Source organism: Synechocystis sp. FACHB-383 (assembly GCF_014698605.1).
GTDB classification, from domain to species: Bacteria; Cyanobacteriota; Cyanobacteriia; order Cyanobacteriales; family Microcystaceae; genus Synechocystis; species Synechocystis salina.
Genome location: NZ_JACJTJ010000030.1, coordinates 50,319 through 68,210, shown reverse-complemented (window position 1 = coordinate 68,210; position 17,892 = coordinate 50,319). Strand labels below are relative to the sequence as shown.

Sequence of the window (17,892 nt, the reverse complement as noted above, 5' to 3'; positions counted from 1 at the left end):
TTGGCCATGGGTAAATATCTTTAACCAGCAAAATTTTGGGGGCAATCACACCAAGGTGCTGACAAATTCTCCCAATTTAGCCAAACCCCGTTTAATGGTGTCCATATCAGTAGCATAGGAAAAACGCACGCAGTCATCGGCTCCAAAGGCAACTCCAGGGATCACCGCCACCTGCTGAGATTCCAACAACTGGGCACTGAACTCCAGGGAATTAAGCCCTGTTTTGGCAATGTCTACAAAAACATAAAATGCCCCTTTGGGGTTGGGACAACTCAGCCCCTTAATTTGATTAATCCCCTCCACCATCACCTGTCTTCTTGCCGTAAAAGCCTTGACCATGGTTTCCACACAGGTTTGGGGATTTTCCAGAGCGGCGATCGCCCCGTACTGAGCAAAGGTACAAACGTTGGAGGTGCTATGGCCCTGGATGGTGCTACAGGCCTTGATCAAGGGTAATTCCCCCGCCAAGTAACCCACCCGCCAACCGGTCATGGAATAACTTTTGGCAAAACCATTGCTGATGATGGTGCGCCGGAAAATTTCGTCGTTGACCGCCCCAATGCTGAGGTGCTCCGTGCCGTCGTAGAGGATGCGCTCATAGATCTCATCGGATACTACATACAAATGGTCGTACTCTAAAATTACTTCTGCCAAAGCCCTAATTTCCCCAGGGGTATAGACTGCCCCGGTGGGATTGGAGGGGGAATTAAGCACAAAAAGCTTGCTTTTCGGGGTGATGGCCTGGCGCAGTTGTTCCGGGGTGATTTTATAATCCGTTGCCGCTGTGGTGTTGACAATGACTGGAGTTCCCTCCGCTAGGCGCACCATTTCTGGATAGCTGAGCCAATAGGGAGCGGGAATAATGACCTCATCCCCCTGCTCAATCATGGCCAGCATCAAGTTAAACAGGGAATGTTTACCGCCATTGGTAACTAAAACGTTGGCCGCTTCATAGAGCAAGTTATTCTTTTCCCGTAACTTTTTGGCGATCGCCTGACGGAGGGCCGGTTCCCCAGCGGCGGGGCCATAGCGGGTTTTTCCCTCATCCAGGGCCAACTTGGCCGCTTCCACAATGTGGGGAGGAGTGGCAAAATCCGGTTCCCCAGCGGTGAAGCTCAGCACATCAATACCCTCGGCCCGCATTGCCTTGGCCTTTGCCGTGATTTCAAGGGTGATGGAAGGCACAACTTGGCTAACACGCTGGGTTAGTTGCATAATCAAAACATCCCTGGGGTAAACAACAGCAAAAAACGGCTAAGGCTAGTCAGACAAAGGATTTCAACTCCAGCAAGGGAACTGGAATTGAGTCGATTTAGTTAAACAAGATTAAGCTCAGTTTAAATAATCGCATTGGGGTCTTCATTGCGGGCCACGGAAACCACCCGTTCTGTCATGGGAACATAAGATAAGTTATGGTCGCCGATGTAAATTTGGGTAGGACGGTAGATTTTATTGACGGATAATTGTTCCTTCCAATGGGCCAACCACCCCGCCACCCTGGCGATCGCAAATAGGGGCGTAAACAGGTCAGAAGGAATGTCTAGCTTGCGGTAAACCAAACCGGAGTAGAAGTCCACATTGGGGTAAATGCCTTTTTGGCCGACGTATTCTTCCACAACTTTTTCTAACTCCACCGCTATTTCGTAATATTCGTCGTGGCCCATTTTGGCGAATAACTGCTCGGCCAAATCCTGCAAAATAATTGCCCGGGGGTCCTTGACTTTATAGACCCGGTGCCCAAAGCCCATGATGCGCTGTTTATTGGCCAGGCATTTTTCCACATAGGGCCGGACATTTTCCACCGAACCAATTTCTTCGAGCATATTCAGCACTTCCTCGTTAGCTCCTCCGTGGAGAGGCCCCGCCAATGTCCCCACCGCCGAAGCAATGACAGCATAGGGATCCGTCAGAGTGGAAGCCGTCACCCGGGCCGAAAAAGTGGAGGCATTCATGGTGTGCTCCGCATGGAGGGTCAAACACACGTCAAACACCTTGGCGGCAAAAGGATCGGGCTCCTTCTCCGTCAGCATATAAAGGAAGTTGGAAGCGTAGTCCAATTTATCGTTGGGCTGAATTGGATCATTACCTTCCCGGATCATATGGAAAGCTGCCACCATGGTGGGGATTTTGGCCAACAGACGTACTACTGCTGCCCGGATATAGTTGGGGTCGTCCAAGGCCCGTCGAGCAGAGAACAATCCCAAGGCCGCCGCTGAAGTTTGTAGAGCATCCATGGGGTGCCCTGTTTCGGGAAAGCATTTCATCATGTCCCGGATGTGGTACTTAATGCGTCGATGGGTACGAATTTCGTACTCGAATTCCTCTAACTCCCCCTGGGTAGGCAATTTGCCCCAGATGAGCAGATAGGCTACTTCAATGAAACTACTGGATTTGGCTAATTCTTCGATGCGAATGCCCCGGTATTCCAAAATACCGTCGGTGCCATCCACGTGGCTCACCCTAGATTTAGCAGCGGGGACTCCGGCTAGGCCTTCTTTAAACACTTCGCTATCAGTCATCATACAGTTCACCTATAACGGACAATGCCACTACTGTTGTTGCTTAGATTCGGATTGAGAAAAAATTTTGCCGGCCTGGGCCAGCCTGCCCCCATATCCATATTAAGGAATCTGAAGGAATTCTGGAAATTTACTCCTACTCCTGGATTGAGCCCGTTACTGGCCCGGCAAGCTCCGATCCACTGTGGGCTAGATTTAGACCAGCCAACGGGGAGGAGTGAGTAAAAACAGTTGCCCCTCACCTGGTGGACAGTCCCAAGAGGGCAACGTTAAACCAATAATGCCAGCTTTTTTAACAATTAATTTGCCTTGGGGGCTACCAAAAATGAGATATTCGGCCCAGTTAGCTAAATCCGGTTGATGGCCCACTAGGGCAAGGCAACGGTGACTGCGGTGACGATATTCTGCGGTTAAATGGGCTATGCCTTGGGGAATGTCTTCTCCAGGGGCGAGGGGGGAAAAACTTTCCAGTTGGGGGGCAAGGCCCTGGTCCATCAGGATCTGGGCTGTTTGTTGGGCTCGTACTAAAGGACTGGTGATAATGAGGTCAAATTCCACTCCGATCGCCTGGAGGCGCTGGGCCACCCGTTGGGTTTTGTCTTTACCTTTTTTAGTCAACTGGCGATCGCCGTCGGGGATAGTGGGGGACTGTTCCTGGGCAATGCCGTGGCGAATAAGGTAAAGTTCCATGGATATGATCGATAGAATAGGATAGTCGAGTGCGATGAACCGGAAAACTTCAGCATGGAAAAATACAACATCCAGGTGTTAGGCAATGTTAACTCCGAGGAAACTTTAGTTTTTGCCCATGGTTTTGGCAGCGAACAAAACGCCTGGCGATTTATCTATCCGGCCTTCGAAGAAAATTATCGCATTGTTTTATTTGACTTTCCCGGTAGCAAACCTTCTAACAGTAAAAATTTTGACATTCAGAATTACAATTCCCTCAATGATTATGCCGATGATTTGATGGAGATAACCCACCTGGTTGGGGTGCGTCGGGGGATTTTAATTGCCCACTCCGCTAGTTGCATGATCGGGGCCCTGGCCAGTTTGCGAGATCCGGATTTATTTAAGGGCATGGTTTTCATCTGCGGTTCTCCCCGCTATCGGGACGATGGGAATTACAAGGGCGGTTTTAGCCAGGAAAAAATTGCCACAATCCTCAATGAAATGAGTCATAACTATGCCGAGTGGATTCGCACCTATGCTCCCGCGGCGGTTAATGATCCCAACAAGCCGGAATTGGTGGAAGAATTTTCCCATTGTCTTCTGCAACTGCGTCCTGACATTGGCCTGGTGGTGTTTAGCCTCATCATCATGTCCGATTACCGTCGGGAAGTGGCTCAAGTGGAACTACCCACTTTGATTGTGCAACCCCAGGAAGACATATTTGTCCCAGCCACAGTGGGGGCCTATCTTTACCGGACCATGAAAAACAGTGAGCTTTATTGGATTGATACCCCTGGTCATTTTCCCCACCTGGCCAACCCCACGGAAATTATCAAGGCGATCGCCAGTTATTTGGCTGAACATGGATTTGTTTAACTGTTAAGATTTTGTCGGACAACATTTGGGGCACTGGAGGGTTTAACCATGGCAAAAGTGATGATTGTGGGCGCCGGAGGTGTGGGCAGTGTGGTGGCCCATAAATGTGCGGCCCTGGAGGATTTTACCAACATTCTTTTGGCCAGTCGCACGGTGGCTAAATGTGACCAAATTGCGGCCCACATTGGCTCCCCGAAGGTTAAAACTGCCGCACTGGATGCTTTTGAGGTTGGTGACACGGTGCAACTCCTGCGGGACTTTGGGGCGGATTTGCTCATTAACGTGGCCTTGCCTTACCAAGATTTGGTGCTGATGGATGCTTGCCTGGAAGCGGGGGTGGATTACCTCGACACTGCTAACTATGAGCCCCCGGACGTGGCCAAGTTTGAATATAGTTGGCAGTGGGCTTACCAAGACCAATTCAAGGAAGCGGGGTTAATGGCCCTGTTGGGCTGTGGTTTTGACCCAGGGGTAACGGGGATTTTTACCGCCTATGCCCTCAAGCACCATTTTGATGAAATCCATTACCTCGATATTGTGGATTGTAATGCAGGTAGCCATGGCCAGGCCTTTGCCACCAATTTCAACCCGGAGATTAACATTCGGGAAATTACCCAAAAGGGTCGTTATTACGAAGATGGCGTTTGGCAGGAAATTGATCCCCTTTCTGTGCACCGGGATATTAACTATCCCCACATTGGCGATCGCCCTTCCTATTTGCTCTACCACGAGGAGTTGGAATCCCTGGTGAAAAATATTCCCACCCTGAAAAGGGCCCGCTTTTGGATGACTTTTTCAGAAGCTTACATTACCCATTTGCGGGTGCTGGAGGCGGTGGGCATGACCCGCATTGATGAAGTGGAATACCAGGGGCAAAAAATCGTACCGTTGCAGTTCCTGAAGGCTGTGTTACCGGAACCGGCTTCCCTGGCAGAAAATTATTCTGGTCAAACCTCCATTGGTTGTTATATCAAGGGGGTTAAGGATGGTCAAACCAAAACCTATTACATCTATAACAATTGTGACCATGCCGCCTGCTTTACCGAAGTTGGCTCCCAAGCCATTTCCTATACCACTGGGGTGCCCGCCGCCCTAGGGGGACTGATGATGGTACAGGGCAAATGGAAACAAGCTGGGGTTTTCAATGTGGAAGAAATGGACCCCGATCCGTTTCTGGAAAAACTCGGTTCCCTCGGCTTGCCCTGGCATGAAGTGATTAACGGCCCTTTTCCTTTTGATGACTAGTTTTTAAAGCAATTTTCGATGACTTCTGATCCCATTACCCTCCTCGTCAACGGCGATCGCCAAATGGCTTCTAGCCCGGTCACATTGCCTGATTTTCTGCAAAATCAAGGGTTTAACCTCCGTTTAATTGCAGTGGAATATAACGGTGAAATTCTCCATCGACAGTTTTGGCCCGAAACCCAACTGCAAAACGGCGATCGCCTAGAAGTGGTTACCATTGTGGGGGGTGGCTAAAGCTTCCATAAAACTCAAGCAAAGTTACTGATAGTTTTAGTAATCGTTATCCAAGAAACTTTGGCAAGATTCCTTTGGACAATCCTAGGTTTTTAATCTGAGAAAACTTTATGAGACAAGTTATTACCTATAAAGATGAAGATAACTATTGGATCGCTGAATGTCCTAGTTTAAAAGGCTGTATCAGCCAGGGAGAAACGAAAGAAATTGCTTTAAAAAACATTAAAGAGGCTATTTCTGGCTATATTTCAGCCCTAGAAGAAGATGGTTTGCCCATACCAGAAGAAACATTTGAGACCTTTCTTGTTGTTCTATGAGTAAGCTTCCCAGCGTCTCGGGTAAAGCCTGTGTAAAAGCTTTGGAGAAAATCGGATTTTATCTAAAACGACGATAAAGTAGCCACATAATTCTGAGAAGGGATGACCCCTTTGCCCAAATTGTCGTGCCCGATCATCCTGTCTTGGCCAAAGGAACCTTGCGAGGGATTTTGCGGGAAATTGATTTAAGTGTGGATGAATTTATCAATCTTCTGTAGGATGATCGCCTAGAAGTGGTTACCATTGTGGGGGGTGGCTAGCTTTTAATTGGTAGGGGTATGGCACCGCCTAGAATGGTTCTTAGCCCCAAACTTTCTTTGTAAGCACTTTTTCTGTGGAAATTACTTTTCTTGGTACCAGCTCTGGCGTTCCCACCCGCAACCGCAATGTTTCCAGCATTGCCCTCCGTTTACCCCAAAGGGCTGAATTGTGGTTATTTGATTGCGGAGAAGGCACCCAACACCAGTTTTTGCGCAGTGAAGTCAAAATTTCCCAATTAACCCGCATTTTCATTACCCATCTCCACGGGGACCATATTTTTGGGCTCATGGGCTTATTGGCAAGCTCCGGTTTAGCTGGTTCGGGGCAAGGGATTGAACTTTACGGGCCGGAGGGCTTAGGGGATTATTTAGAAGCCTGTTGCCGTTTTTCTAGCACCCATCTGGGCAAACGCCTCAAAGTCCATACTATCCGGAAAAATGGGCTAATTTACGAAGATAAGGACTTCCAAGTCCACTGCGGCCTATTAAAACATCGCATTCCTGCCTATGGTTACCGGGTGGAGGAAAAACAACGGCCGGGAAGATTTAATGTGGAGCAAGCGGAGGCTTTGGGCATTCCCTTTGGTCCCATTTACGGTCAGTTAAAACAAGGGAAAACCGTCACCCTGGAGGACGGCCGCCGCATTCGTGGTCAGGAGCTTTGTGAACCGCCGGAACCGGGTCGGAAATTTGTTTACTGTACTGATACGGTTTTCTGTGAAGGGGCGATCGCCTTGGCCCAGGATGCAGATTTGTTGGTGCATGAGGCTACTTTTGCCCATCAAGACGCCCAATTAGCCTTTGACCGGCTCCATTCCACTTCCACCATGGCGGCCCAGGTGGCTTTATTGGCCAATGTCAATCAGTTGATCATGACCCACTTTAGTCCCCGCTATGCCCCCGGCAATCCCTTGCAATTGGAAAATTTACTAGCGGAAGCCCAAGCCATTTTTCCCAATACTCGTTTGGCCAGGGATTTTTTAACAGTGGAAATTCCCCGTCGAAAAGCCGAGTCCGCCACGGCAATGTCAGCCCCTCAGCCATCCCCTGCATAACCAACTTTGGCTCGATATAGTAAAGCGTCGTTGCGACGATAACCCACGTAACGCACCACCACCATTGTCCCGATTTCTGGCCCTGGCCCCGGACCAATAAATTCATGGCACTGGGGATCGTAGGGTACCATTTCCCCCAGAGCGGCGATTGCCTCTACTTGCCATTGTTGCAGTAGGGTGGCTATGGGTTTAGTGAGGGGCAAAAGCTTTTGGGCTGGCCATTGGGGATTTTGTTGAGCGGCGGCGGCGGCGGTAGGCCATTGCAGTAACCAGGGTTCAAGAATTTCCAGGGCTTGCTGTTGCCATTGACTTTCTAGTTGCTGGGATTGGTTATTCAATTGCTGTTGTAGTCTGGCATATTCAGTTTCTAAAGCTTCAATGGTTCGCTTTAGAGACAAAATTTCATCTGCCGAGGGCTGATTGGTTTGAGGTTCCGGTAAGGGCATGGCTTCCCCCAACTGCTGCCACAGTTCCTCTAGGGTCAAACCCAAGGCGATCGCCAATTTGACCATAATGCCCAGGGGAATTTGGGCTATCAGACCCCACTCTAAACGGGAAAGATACCAGGTAGAAATGTCTGCCGCTTCTGCCAGTTTAGGAAGGGAAAGATAACCCGCTTGCTGACAAAGTTGCCGTAAATTTTCTCGGTAAGAAATATTAGTCATGGAGAATTACCAAAATTATTACAATCAAGTTTTAGTTTGGCTTAAATTTATTTTTTACTTTTGTCAATAAACTTTTGAATTTCAGCCAGGTAACTCTCCTCTGGGTCAAGGGTTCAATAGTCTGACTAAAACTAGGATCACAATCAAAAAATTCGTTAATATCCAATAAAATTATTCTTAATCGTTCCAAAATATTTTCCCGGCGATACTCCGCTAACAAACGAGGATCTACCCTACGCCATTGCCTAGAACCGTTCACCACACCTAAAATTCTTTGGCAATCATAATCTAGGGCATAGCCAGCAATTTTTTCACAATTAAACCCAGGGTCTAGATAGTCGGACAGTCCCCCGTTAACGCTGGAAAAAACATGACAGCCACAGGCCATGGCTTCCATTGGTTGTAGGCCAAAACCTTCACTTACTCCCTGTTGGGCCCAATATTCTGCCGAATCGTAAAGATACACTTTTGCTCGGTTAAACATTCCTGTTAAATCTTCGACGTAACTGTCGATTACTTTTACATTACATTGACTTTGTAAAGCAGGAATTAATTGTTTTAATAAATAGTGGGACGATTTGCGGGCTTGCACTAATACATCAGTGTCCCGAGTTAGTCCCAAATCACTAAAGTCTTCAGAAATATGGTTGGGCAAATAATACAACAAGGAATGGGGCGATCGTTGCCCCCAATAACCCATGGTGTTACGACTAATGCAAACAATGGGCAAAGCAGTGGGTAAATTAAAACCATAGCCAGTGCTGTGGGCGTGGTAAATTACTCGATAACCCTGCAATTTTTTCGCCAATTTTGGAATATCAAAGCCCCAACTAATCACAAAAATGACTCGGCCTAGATTTCCTTGAGCTAAGATATCATCTAAAAAAAGTGTGTTTGGTTCCCGCTGTTTATAGGTAACAATAGTTGCTGGACAAATTTCTTGCACCAGCTTGATGGTTTTTAATTCTGCCCACAGACCACCACAGGCAAATTTACCACCTAATCCTGGTAATAAAAAGTAAAGTTTATGCATTGAAATTTAAATTAAAAATATAAAAATTTGTATAAGTTAATGGAGTGGTGTTACTTGATTTAATTGCAATTGTCACTCTGAAGGGATGTTAATTTAAGCAAATACCACAGTGCGATTATCGTAAACAAGAATTCGGTGTTGCAAATGCAAACGCACGGCCCTAGCCAGTACCACCCTTTCCAAATCTCGACCCTTACGGATTAAATCCTCCACATTATCCCGATGACTAACCCTTACCACGTCCTGTTCAATAATCGGGCCTTCATCCAATTGGGCAGTGGCATAATGGGCGGTGGCTCCAATGATTTTTACTCCCCGCTCATGGGCTCGATGATAGGGATTTGCCCCAGGGAAGGCAGGTAAAAAAGAGTGGTGAATATTAATGATATTGGGAAATTGACCCACAAAGTCGGTGGTTAAAATCTGTAGATATTTTGCTAACACCACCAGATCAATTTGATACTGTTTTAATAAAGCTAATTCCGCTGCTTCTTGGGCTAGCTTATTTTCTTTGGTAATGGGCAAACAATGGAAATCAATGTCAAATTGGTCGGCAATGGGTTTCAAGTCAGGATGATTACTAATAATGAGGGGAATTTCACAACGCAATTCCCCCGATCGCCAGCGCCAGAGAATGTCGAGCAGACAATGGTCTTGCTTGGAGACCCAGAGGGCTAAACGGGGCAACTGGTCAGAAAAATGAATTTGCCAAGTGGCCTGGAGTTGCTCAGCTAATTGGGACCAAGCGGACAACAACTCCGGACGGGATAGCCGAAAATTGTCCAACTGCCACTCCACCCGATTCAAAAAAAGCCCACTGGAGAAGTCCGTATGCTGGTCGGCGTGGATAATATTGCCCTGGTTTTGGTAAATAAATTGGGCAATTTGGGCCACAATACCCGGTTGGTCAGGACAGGAAACAAGCAGTGTTGCAGTGAGATTTTGCATTAAAGACAATAAAATACAGCCTTAGGAACATTACACACAGTCCACTCCGCTATTTTCCCATCTACTGACCTCCAAAGGTGTTTGTGATTATGATGGGGAGGACTAAGAAATTTTCCCTTAGTCGAAATTGCTCGGTTTTTCTTCGTTATTCTCCTATATGCTTAACTAATTCTCCCTTGCTGGAGAGTCCGGTGATGGGATGGAAAAGACGAGAAAATTAAGCAGAACTTTCCATTGCGCTAATCATTCCCTCAAGTACCAGCCATGAGCCCAATTCCCCCCATCGATCGCCGTCAGTTAATCCAATACGGCGGAGCTTTCCTCGGCACTAGCTTGATGGCCACCGTGCTGGGCAATCAAATTGTTAGTAACCCCAAGGTGCAAGCCCAGACCATTAATCAAACTCCCCAGGAACTCTTAAATCAATTGATGGAGGGCAACGGGCGTTTTAGTGAACAAAGAAGACTGAAAGCTAATCAGGATTTTAACCGTCTGACAGAAGTGGCCCAAGGTCAAAATCCTTTTGCTGCTATCCTCAGTTGCGCTGATTCCCGAGTGCCACCAGAAATTATTTTTGATCAGGGTTTGGGAGATTTATTCATCTGTCGCATTGCTGGCAACGTGGCTACTCCTCAAGAAGTGGGAAGCCTGGAATTTGGCACTTTGGTTTTAGGAGCAAAGGTGTTGATGGTTTTAGGACACCAGGGTTGTGGGGCGGTGAAAGCGGCCATGGATGGGGGTGAATTACCGGGGCAAATTGGCAGTGTGATTAAAAAAATTGATATCGGCTCTGTTACCGATGACAACAGCAATGCCGCCAGTGTGACCATGGCCACCAAAGCCAATGTTGAACACCAAATGGCAGTGCTAAAACAATCCTCGGTGCTAAGCGAATTGATGGCTGAAGAAAAGCTGACAATAGTTGGTGCTTACTACAATCTGGGCTCCGGCATTGTAACCCTGTTGTAGTTCAATCAATCAAGACATCCTCGCCGGAATCGATTTGGTTGGCTTCCCATTCCACATTGGGCATGGACTCGAAGGCTTGGCGAACATAGGATTCCCAGAGACTACGCATTTTAGCGAGGTAGGGATCCCCCAGGCGTAGTTGCAGGGTGTGGCGCACAGAGAAATGATTGGCTTCCACCATGGTCAGATTAATGGGAGGGCCAACGGAAATATTCGACTTCATAGTGGAGTCAATGGAAAGCAAGGCACATTTGGCCATGGCTTCCAGAGGAGTGTCATAGGTGATGGTGCGGTCCAGCAACGGCTTGCCGTACTTAGTTTCGCCAATTTGTAGGAAGGGGGTTTCCTTGGTGGCTTGGATGAAATTGCCCTGGGGATAAATTAAGTACAATTCCTGGTGGGGTTCCCCCTTAATTTGTCCACCCAAGAGAAAATTACACTGAAAATCAATGCCGTCTTTTTCCAGCCAGGGTCGGTCTTTTTCCTGCATTTCCCGCACTTTACCACCGATGTAGGTGGCAACTTCGTGCATAGTGGCAATGTTATGGAGATGCTCACCGTCGTCCCGCTGAATATCCCGGTCAATCTGATGAAGTACGGCCTGGGTAATGGCTAAGTTGCCGGAGGTGCAAAGAATTAAAACCCGATCGCCGGGGAGGGAATAATCAAATAATTTCCTGTAGGCGGAAGTGTAATCCACTCCAGCATTGGTGCGGGAATCTGCCCCCATGACCATGCCAAAACGATTAATTAAACCCAAACAATAGGTCATAGCCAAAGTGTAATGATTTCAAGATTTCAAGTGGAGGTGAGACAATTTTGCAACCAAGCGACAATTTCCCCCGCCGTAGTTTGGGATTCCCGCAACTGAAAATAGGGCAACACCACAGTTTTCGGGGCCGGTGTCACTCCCAAAATGGCGATCGGGCCATGGAAGGTGGCCAACTGCTGCCAAAGTTGTTCGAGACCTAGGGGGGAGGGACTCAACTGTTCAAATAACAACAGCAGGGGATGGCCTTGCTTGCGTTGCAATTGATGCCAGTAGAACCGTAGCTTGGACAAATTATCTGGGATAGCCCCATCAAATTCGGGACAATTTTGGTCAAGCATTTGGTCGTAGATATCTACACTGGGATTATCCAAACTCAAAAATTGACTAGTATCAATCCAAATTACCTGACAACCATTCAGGGGAGCATTTTCCCCCTGTAAAGTTTGTGCCAGGGAGTAACGGAAAAAAGATCTTTGTTTAGAACTTTTCCCAGGAATACTGGTGCCAGAAACCGCTAGGGGAGTTTGATGCCATGCTTGATAAAAATCAGCATAGGTCATTTGTTGGGCGCAGTACCAAAAAATTTGCCAATGGTCTCCCGAGTTTTCCCCCTGGGCCTGGGCACATAGCTCCTGCAACTGATGAACCACCGTGGGGAGCAACTTACGGGGCACAATCTTGATCAAAGCCTGGGCCGCATCCTGACGGACCCGATCTTCAGGTTTTTCCAGCAATAACCCCAACAGAGCCTGGGCTACCTCTCGATTGTTGGGACCGATTTGGGCCAGGGTTTTCACCACCGCCCGGAGAATTTCCCCCTCGGCATTGGTGCCAACAACGCGGATCAGGGCAGCCAACACGGCGGGATTATTTTTTCCCACTAGGGCTAAATCTTGGGCGGCAGTTAGGCGGATACTTTCGTTATCGCTATTTTGCAGGAGATTAATCAGGGCCATGAGGGCAGAGAGATTGCCTGGATCAATGGTGGCTAAACTGGTGGCCGCTTGCCGTTGGCTATAGGGATCCTCCTTGTTACGCAACAGACGGAGGAGGGTATTAATGGCAATGGGATTGCCCGGGTCAAGGCGCCCCAAAATTTCGGCCCAAATTTGTAGATGCTCGCTGGTTGCCGTGTTTTCCAACAGATAGACTAGGGAAGGCAAAATACCGACGTTGTGGGGATCGACCTTCAGCAGAGCTTGGATAGTTTCATTGAGCAGCCAGTCCCCTTCTTCACTGCGGGGTTGGGCCACGGCCTTTTCCACTAGGGTAGTTAAGGTGGCGATCGCCGTGGGGTCTCCCTGGGCAATTTTGGCAAGACTACTGACAATCAACCAACGGACAAAAACATCCTCCTCCGCCATTAGTAGATCTGCTAGGCTGGCCACCACTGCGGGCGATGGCACCCCCACTTCCCCCAAACTATAGATGGCCTGTTTTCGCAAGGGTAGGGGTTGATCCGCTTGGATATGCCGTTGCAAAACCACCAGGGCCGTAGGATTTCCGGGGTCGATCCTTTCAAGACTTTCGGCCATCTGACAGAGAAATGCCCCAGGAGGATAAAGCCTGAGTTTTTGCAGCACACTGGCAATGACTAGGTTCTGGTTTTTGCCTACCGCTTCCAAACATTGCAATACCTGACGATGGTGCAGCACCGATAATTTTGGAGAAAGCAAATCCAGCAGAGCTTTAATCACTAACAAATTGCCCACGCCGCAATGGGCCAGGGTTTGGAAAGCTAAGCTGTAATCTTTTTGGTCAGGGTGCAGGGCTGCCAAGAAAGTAGCTACTCCAGGGGAACTGGCGGGATCAATTAAGATCAGCGCCGAAGCAATGGCAAAGCGTAAACTGGATTGTTGATGGAGGGCTAGCTGTTGCTCTAAAATTCCGATCACCTGGGGAAATCCCTGGCCCCACTGCCCCAGCCATTGGCAACATTGGCCATATACTCGGTCATCCTCGGTGGTTTGCAGAGTTTTGAGGAGGGCTTGGATCACCGGCGGACGGTGGGTTGTCGCTAAAATCTCCATGGCCCATTTTTGTTGGCTGCCATTACCTCCCACTGGGGTTAAACCTTGGGCTAACAATCTGGCCACAATCTCATCGGCCTGGGTGAGGTCTGGGCATTCCCGCAGGGCCAAGGCCGCACTCTCTAAAGCCCTGAGTCCATAGAAATTTTCCGGGCTACAACGGTCGTCAAACTCCAACATCACCTGGAGAAAAGCCTGTTTATTGACTAGGCCGATATCCTCCCGTCCCCACCAAAAGGTCAATACTCCCTGCCACTCCGGAGCAAAAATACGATACTGATGCCGATAAATATCGAGGAAAAAGTGCCAATCGGCGATCGCCTGGGCAGCAAAATAATCCCGAAAAGTATCGTCGGCAAAGCCATAACCCCTTTCCCAAACTCCCTTACGCACAGCGGTCTTGGGCATTAACCAGCCCAATTGCAACGCCGAACGCAACAGGGGGGAATCTTTGCCAAATATTTTTTCCACCTCCGCCGGGGATAGGGGGCGATGGTCAACTGGATTTTCCCCCAGCATTTGCTTGGCCAATTGACCCAACAATTGGGCCAACTCCTCTTGCTGGCCTGGTTTACTGGAGGCCCATTCGCTTTGCCACAGGTAAAAAGCCTTAGTTAATTGGCGATACAAAGCTCCACTGCTGACAGGAAAATCCCTCGGTTGATCCCGCCAAAAGCGACAGCACAACATTAAGCGCCGGGGCCGGAGCAAATAGGGCCGTAAATGGCTCACCAACGGATTGGCCAACGCTTCCTTGAGAGCAGTAGCTAGGGCATTGGGTTGGCCTTGGTTTTCCGATTGAGCTGGGCGATCGGGGGTGAAATAATCTTCAATGGCAATTTCCACCTCCCCAGGATAGAGTAATGGCTCCAACTGATAACGGGTAAAACCGGCCAGTCCCCGGGGATCATTGCGCCTGGTGTCTGGACGACAACTCAATAGCACTGGGGTGGCGGGCACTTCCGCCAAGCTATCCTTGAGCCAAGTTAGGCTTCCCTGGGCCGCAGACATTTGCCCCGGGTCGGTAAAGGTGTAATCAACTCCGTCTAGCACCAACCAAAACTGCCCCGCCTGGAGTCCTAGTTGTAAACTCTCCCGCCAGGTCGTCGGGGGAATTTCCCCATTGAGGGTCATGGCTTCCTGTAACCAAGGGCCAAACAAATAATCTTTAATGCTCCGGTGTTTAAAGCGGGAGGGGTTAAGCCAGATGGGTAAGCAATGGGCTCGGCCCTCTTGGTAGCGTTGCCATAGACCCTGGGCAAAATGTTGTAAAAAAATTGTTTTCCCAGATCCCGCTTCCCCCATAATGGCTAAGTAGCGGCTTTTTTCCCCTCCTTCGGCAATTGGAGCCAATAGACTGTCCAAAAATTCCAGGGGGCCATAGCTAGTCTGGGCGTTGTGCTCGCTGGTGGCTTCGCTGGCAATGACCTTAAGGGAACGGGGAATGCGACCGGGCTTTTTCACAACGAATTCCGGCTGGGTTTGCACTGAAGTGCAGGGTAAGGCCCGGTAGAGCAACTGTTGACATACCGCAGGCCAGTCGGGGATCGTCGGGGAAATTTCCTGGTTATTTCCTTGACCGTGGTGATTGTTCGCTGTCCCTGAAAGGCTGGAGGAGTGGACCATGGTAGTTGCCAACAAGGTGGGAAGGAAGCAAGGATTAGGGGCGATCGCCAGGGATTTAGGTTAAAGTTAAAAGCAAAAAAATCCCCTCTGGCATTCACTGTACCAAATCTACCTACCCCCCAACCGTTGACTGGGGCAAATTACCGGCAAATTTGGATTTCTGCCAATCATATAGTTTAGTTTAACTATAGAAACAGACTATAGTTGCCGCCATGGGCTTTGAGTTTTTTTAGCTTGGCTGGCTAGTGGTCAGCGGGCACCAATGGAAGCTTGGAAGGCTGGCCTTTGCACCAAGTTTTGGACGTATGCTGCCACCGCAGGGTAGCCATCAAAGTTAAGTTTGAGCATGATGGGGACATAGGCCAAAATTGACCCCACCGCCACATCCACCACCGAAAATTTTTCTCCGAGGATAAATGGCGATCGCCCTAGAATTTCCTCCAAAGATTGCAACAGTCGGGGCATTTCCTTTTCCCGCACCGCTTCAATAAATAAACCATTGGCCAGGGTGGAATTGGCAAACAGTATCCATTGGTTAACCACTGCTCTGACTTGGATATCGGCGGGAATGGTACTGGCTTTTTCCGCTAGGTAGAGCAGAATTGCACCGGACTCCCAAAGGTAAAAGTCCCCATCGGCGATCGCCGGCACTTTGCCAAAGGGATTAATGGCCAGGTAGGGAGCTTGGCGATGTTCCCCTTCCTTGAGGTTAACGTTAACAAATTCGTAGGGCAGGGATAATTCTTCCAGGTACCACTGGATGATGGAGGCTCGACTTTGGGGAGCACCGTATAGTTTGATCATGTTTTTCTCCGAGTTGACCTAATTTTGTTGACGGTTATGGGAAAACGGGATTCCATCCACAGTTTCCCGGTTCTTAGTCCCCGGACACAAGACGTATCGACACCAAGGCGGGAAAACTAACGAATCCCATGGTTCTAGGGAAGCTCAAAAATCACCATATCCTGTCCCACCACCGGCGATCGGGCAATGAGTTCTCCCCTTAGATCGTAAATCCATAGCCGTTGGAAGGAAAGCTTTTGGGCCCTCTGCCATAGGGCATCTAGGAGAGTTTGTTGCTGTTTGGAGGACAATTCTTGCCACGAATTTCCCACCGTCAAAGTCAAACGGCTGGCTAAAAAGTTCGGTTCAATGCGTTCCATCAACTGGGGAGGATAAAGTCCCTCTAAATCCACCAATTCCCGCTGAATCACCGCCAATAAACTCTGTTCCGGGGTTAGGGGGGCCAGAGGCAGGGGCGAAATGGCCACGGGAGCCGGGGGAGAGGGGGCTTCCAACACGGAGGGCAAACCAGTTTCTTGAGCTGAATTCGTTGCTTCTCCGGGCGTTACCCCAGGGCTTACCGGTGCCGAATCGGCGATCGGGGCCGTCACTGGAGGTTGCTCTGACTCCGGTAGTAGGGCAGTTACTTTGGCCCATTGGGCCACCAACTGGTCCCAAAGGGGGGGCACATTAATGGAGGGAACCCCGATCCAGAGCACAACCCCCACCAAAATTCCTAACAACGCAGTGGCCAGGGTGGCTAGAATACCAAATTTTGCTTTCTTGGCTGGTTTAACAGAGGGGGTCGGGGCGAGAGATGTCGTGGTCTGGTCGGCGATGGCATCGGCAAAAAAGTCATCCCACTGCTCCGTTTGGCGATCGCCAGGGAGGGGCCCTGATTGCAGAGGAGGGGGGGCAGAATTAGGAGCGTTACTGACCAACACTGCTAATCGACTGGCCGTAGCCTGGAGGCGGTCAACGGCGGCCCGAGGAAGCTGGACGCTCTGTTGGGGATTGGCCTGTAACTTTTGGATTACCTGTTCAAGTTGCCCCAGGGTAGCTTCCAGTTGGGATGCGAGGGAGGGATCTGATGGGGAAAATCGATCAGCCATGGAGATGTTTGCAAATACTGGGCAAAGAGCTCAGGACAACCCTGGGGAAAAAGTGATTGATGAACGGTCAACCAATGAGGGATAGGCCCTAAAACTTGGACTCCAGGGATTTCAGATATTCCGTGTTGACGCCGGACTCCCGCACTAATGCAATTTTGCCCGTTCGAGCCACCTCTTTAATGCCGAACTTGGCCAACATCTGGAGGATTGCCACCATTTTACCTGGGTCTCCCACCACTTCGATGGTGACGGTGTCTTCAGAAATATCCACAATGCGGGCCCGGAATACCTGGGCCAGTTCAATTACCTCCGCCCGGTTGGGGGCGTTGGCACTCACCTTGACCAACATCAATTCCCTTTCCACACAGGGGGTTTCGGTGATGTCCTGCACTTTGATTACATTAACCAACTTGTAAAGTTGCTTGGTTAGTTGTTCGATGGTGTTCTCATCCCCTGGCACCACCATGGTGATGCGGGAAACGTCCCCCTGTTCCGCCGATCCCACCGCCAAGCTCTCAATGTTAAAACCACGGCGGGCAAATAGTCCGGCAATGCGGGTTAGAACTCCGGCTTCATCTTCAACTAAAACAGAGAGGGTGTGTTTCATGGGGGGCAAAGAAGGCGATCGCCGGGGGGTATTGGGGTAAAATTCCGCCGGCCTGGGTTAAATTAAAGCCCAGTCGTGCAAAGTTAATGAAATCTTTGGATAAATCCAGCCTTCTATCCTACCATGGCTACCGGGCAAGCTTGCATTTTGCAAAATTCCTCACTAGAGT

The 17,892-nt window shown here is 49.2% G+C and carries 18 protein-coding genes; 7 read left to right on the top strand and 11 right to left on the bottom strand.

Annotation, left to right across the window (positions count from 1 at the left end; genetic code table 11):
* Positions 1-45: 45 nt before the first annotated feature.
* From H6G45_RS08450 to sixA, 3 genes are all read right to left on the bottom strand, one after another.
* Positions 46-1,215 (bottom strand): pyridoxal phosphate-dependent aminotransferase, encoded by a 1,170-nt coding sequence (locus H6G45_RS08450; protein ID WP_190598015.1) that lies wholly within the window; start codon positions 1,213-1,215, stop codon positions 46-48.
* Between the two features lie 122 nt (positions 1,216-1,337).
* Positions 1,338-2,531 carry a citrate synthase gene (locus H6G45_RS08445; RefSeq protein ID WP_190598014.1) on the bottom strand — a complete coding sequence of 398 codons (1,194 nt, stop codon included), beginning with the start codon at positions 2,529-2,531 and terminating at the stop codon, positions 1,338-1,340.
* A gap of 183 nt (positions 2,532-2,714) precedes the next feature.
* Complete coding sequence (sixA, locus tag H6G45_RS08440; RefSeq protein WP_190598013.1) at positions 2,715-3,209, bottom strand: phosphohistidine phosphatase SixA; 495 nt, start codon at positions 3,207-3,209, stop codon at positions 2,715-2,717.
* Positions 3,210-3,263: 54 nt separating this feature from the next.
* Between sixA and H6G45_RS08435 the strand changes: the two genes are divergently transcribed.
* From H6G45_RS08435 to H6G45_RS08410, 6 genes are all read left to right on the top strand, one after another.
* The gene (locus H6G45_RS08435; protein ID WP_190598012.1) at positions 3,264-4,067 is read left to right on the top strand and encodes an alpha/beta hydrolase; all 804 of its coding nucleotides are present in this window, start codon (positions 3,264-3,266) and stop codon (positions 4,065-4,067) included.
* Positions 4,068-4,115: 48 nt separating this feature from the next.
* Positions 4,116-5,312 carry a saccharopine dehydrogenase family protein gene (locus H6G45_RS08430; protein WP_190598011.1) on the top strand — a complete coding sequence of 399 codons (1,197 nt, stop codon included), beginning with the start codon at positions 4,116-4,118 and terminating at the stop codon, positions 5,310-5,312.
* Positions 5,313-5,330: 18 nt separating this feature from the next.
* On the top strand, positions 5,331-5,546 hold the full coding sequence (gene thiS, locus H6G45_RS08425; RefSeq protein ID WP_190598010.1) for a sulfur carrier protein ThiS: 216 nt from the start codon (positions 5,331-5,333) through the stop codon (positions 5,544-5,546).
* Between the two features lie 110 nt (positions 5,547-5,656).
* Positions 5,657-5,863, top strand: a complete 207-nt coding sequence (locus H6G45_RS08420; RefSeq protein ID WP_190598009.1) for a type II toxin-antitoxin system HicB family antitoxin — start codon at positions 5,657-5,659, stop codon at positions 5,861-5,863.
* An 86-nt stretch (positions 5,864-5,949) separates the two neighbouring features.
* Positions 5,950-6,081 (top strand): type II toxin-antitoxin system HicA family toxin, encoded by a 132-nt coding sequence (locus tag H6G45_RS19275; protein ID WP_347338258.1) that lies wholly within the window; start codon positions 5,950-5,952, stop codon positions 6,079-6,081.
* Between the two features lie 116 nt (positions 6,082-6,197).
* Entirely contained in the window at positions 6,198-7,178 is a 981-nt protein-coding gene (locus tag H6G45_RS08410) for a ribonuclease Z (protein WP_190598008.1), read from the top strand.
* Here the strand turns inward: H6G45_RS08410 and H6G45_RS08405 are convergent.
* The 3 genes from H6G45_RS08405 to purU form a co-directional block, all read right to left on the bottom strand.
* The gene (locus H6G45_RS08405) at positions 7,160-7,843 is read right to left on the bottom strand and encodes a helix-turn-helix domain-containing protein (RefSeq protein ID WP_190598007.1); all 684 of its coding nucleotides are present in this window, start codon (positions 7,841-7,843) and stop codon (positions 7,160-7,162) included. The two genes, H6G45_RS08410 and H6G45_RS08405, sit on opposite strands and share 19 nt — an antisense overlap.
* Before the next feature lie 31 nt (positions 7,844-7,874).
* Positions 7,875-8,876 (bottom strand): glycosyltransferase, encoded by a 1,002-nt coding sequence (locus H6G45_RS08400; RefSeq protein ID WP_190598006.1) that lies wholly within the window; start codon positions 8,874-8,876, stop codon positions 7,875-7,877.
* 93 nt (positions 8,877-8,969) lie between these two features.
* Positions 8,970-9,824 carry a formyltetrahydrofolate deformylase gene (purU, locus tag H6G45_RS08395; protein WP_190598005.1) on the bottom strand — a complete coding sequence of 285 codons (855 nt, stop codon included), beginning with the start codon at positions 9,822-9,824 and terminating at the stop codon, positions 8,970-8,972.
* Between the two features lie 264 nt (positions 9,825-10,088).
* On the opposite strand from purU, the gene H6G45_RS08390 reads away from it, so the two are divergent.
* Complete coding sequence (locus H6G45_RS08390; RefSeq protein WP_190598004.1) at positions 10,089-10,793, top strand: carbonic anhydrase; 705 nt, start codon at positions 10,089-10,091, stop codon at positions 10,791-10,793.
* Between the two features lies 1 nt (position 10,794).
* On the opposite strand, the gene H6G45_RS08385 is transcribed toward H6G45_RS08390, so the two are convergent.
* From H6G45_RS08385 to ilvN, 5 genes are all read right to left on the bottom strand, one after another.
* Complete coding sequence (locus H6G45_RS08385) at positions 10,795-11,565, bottom strand: peptidase (protein WP_190598003.1); 771 nt, start codon at positions 11,563-11,565, stop codon at positions 10,795-10,797.
* A 26-nt stretch (positions 11,566-11,591) separates the two neighbouring features.
* Positions 11,592-15,221 carry a HEAT repeat domain-containing protein gene (locus tag H6G45_RS08380; protein ID WP_242018102.1) on the bottom strand — a complete coding sequence of 1,210 codons (3,630 nt, stop codon included), beginning with the start codon at positions 15,219-15,221 and terminating at the stop codon, positions 11,592-11,594.
* Positions 15,222-15,470: 249 nt separating this feature from the next.
* Complete coding sequence (locus H6G45_RS08375) at positions 15,471-16,025, bottom strand: glutathione S-transferase family protein (protein WP_190598002.1); 555 nt, start codon at positions 16,023-16,025, stop codon at positions 15,471-15,473.
* Between the two features lie 134 nt (positions 16,026-16,159).
* A complete protein-coding gene (locus H6G45_RS08370) occupies positions 16,160-17,116 on the bottom strand; it encodes a hypothetical protein (protein WP_190598001.1) in 957 nt (318 codons plus the stop codon).
* 88 nt (positions 17,117-17,204) lie between these two features.
* Positions 17,205-17,723 (bottom strand): acetolactate synthase small subunit, encoded by a 519-nt coding sequence (gene ilvN, locus H6G45_RS08365; RefSeq protein ID WP_014407139.1) that lies wholly within the window; start codon positions 17,721-17,723, stop codon positions 17,205-17,207.
* Positions 17,724-17,892: the final 169 nt, after the last annotated feature.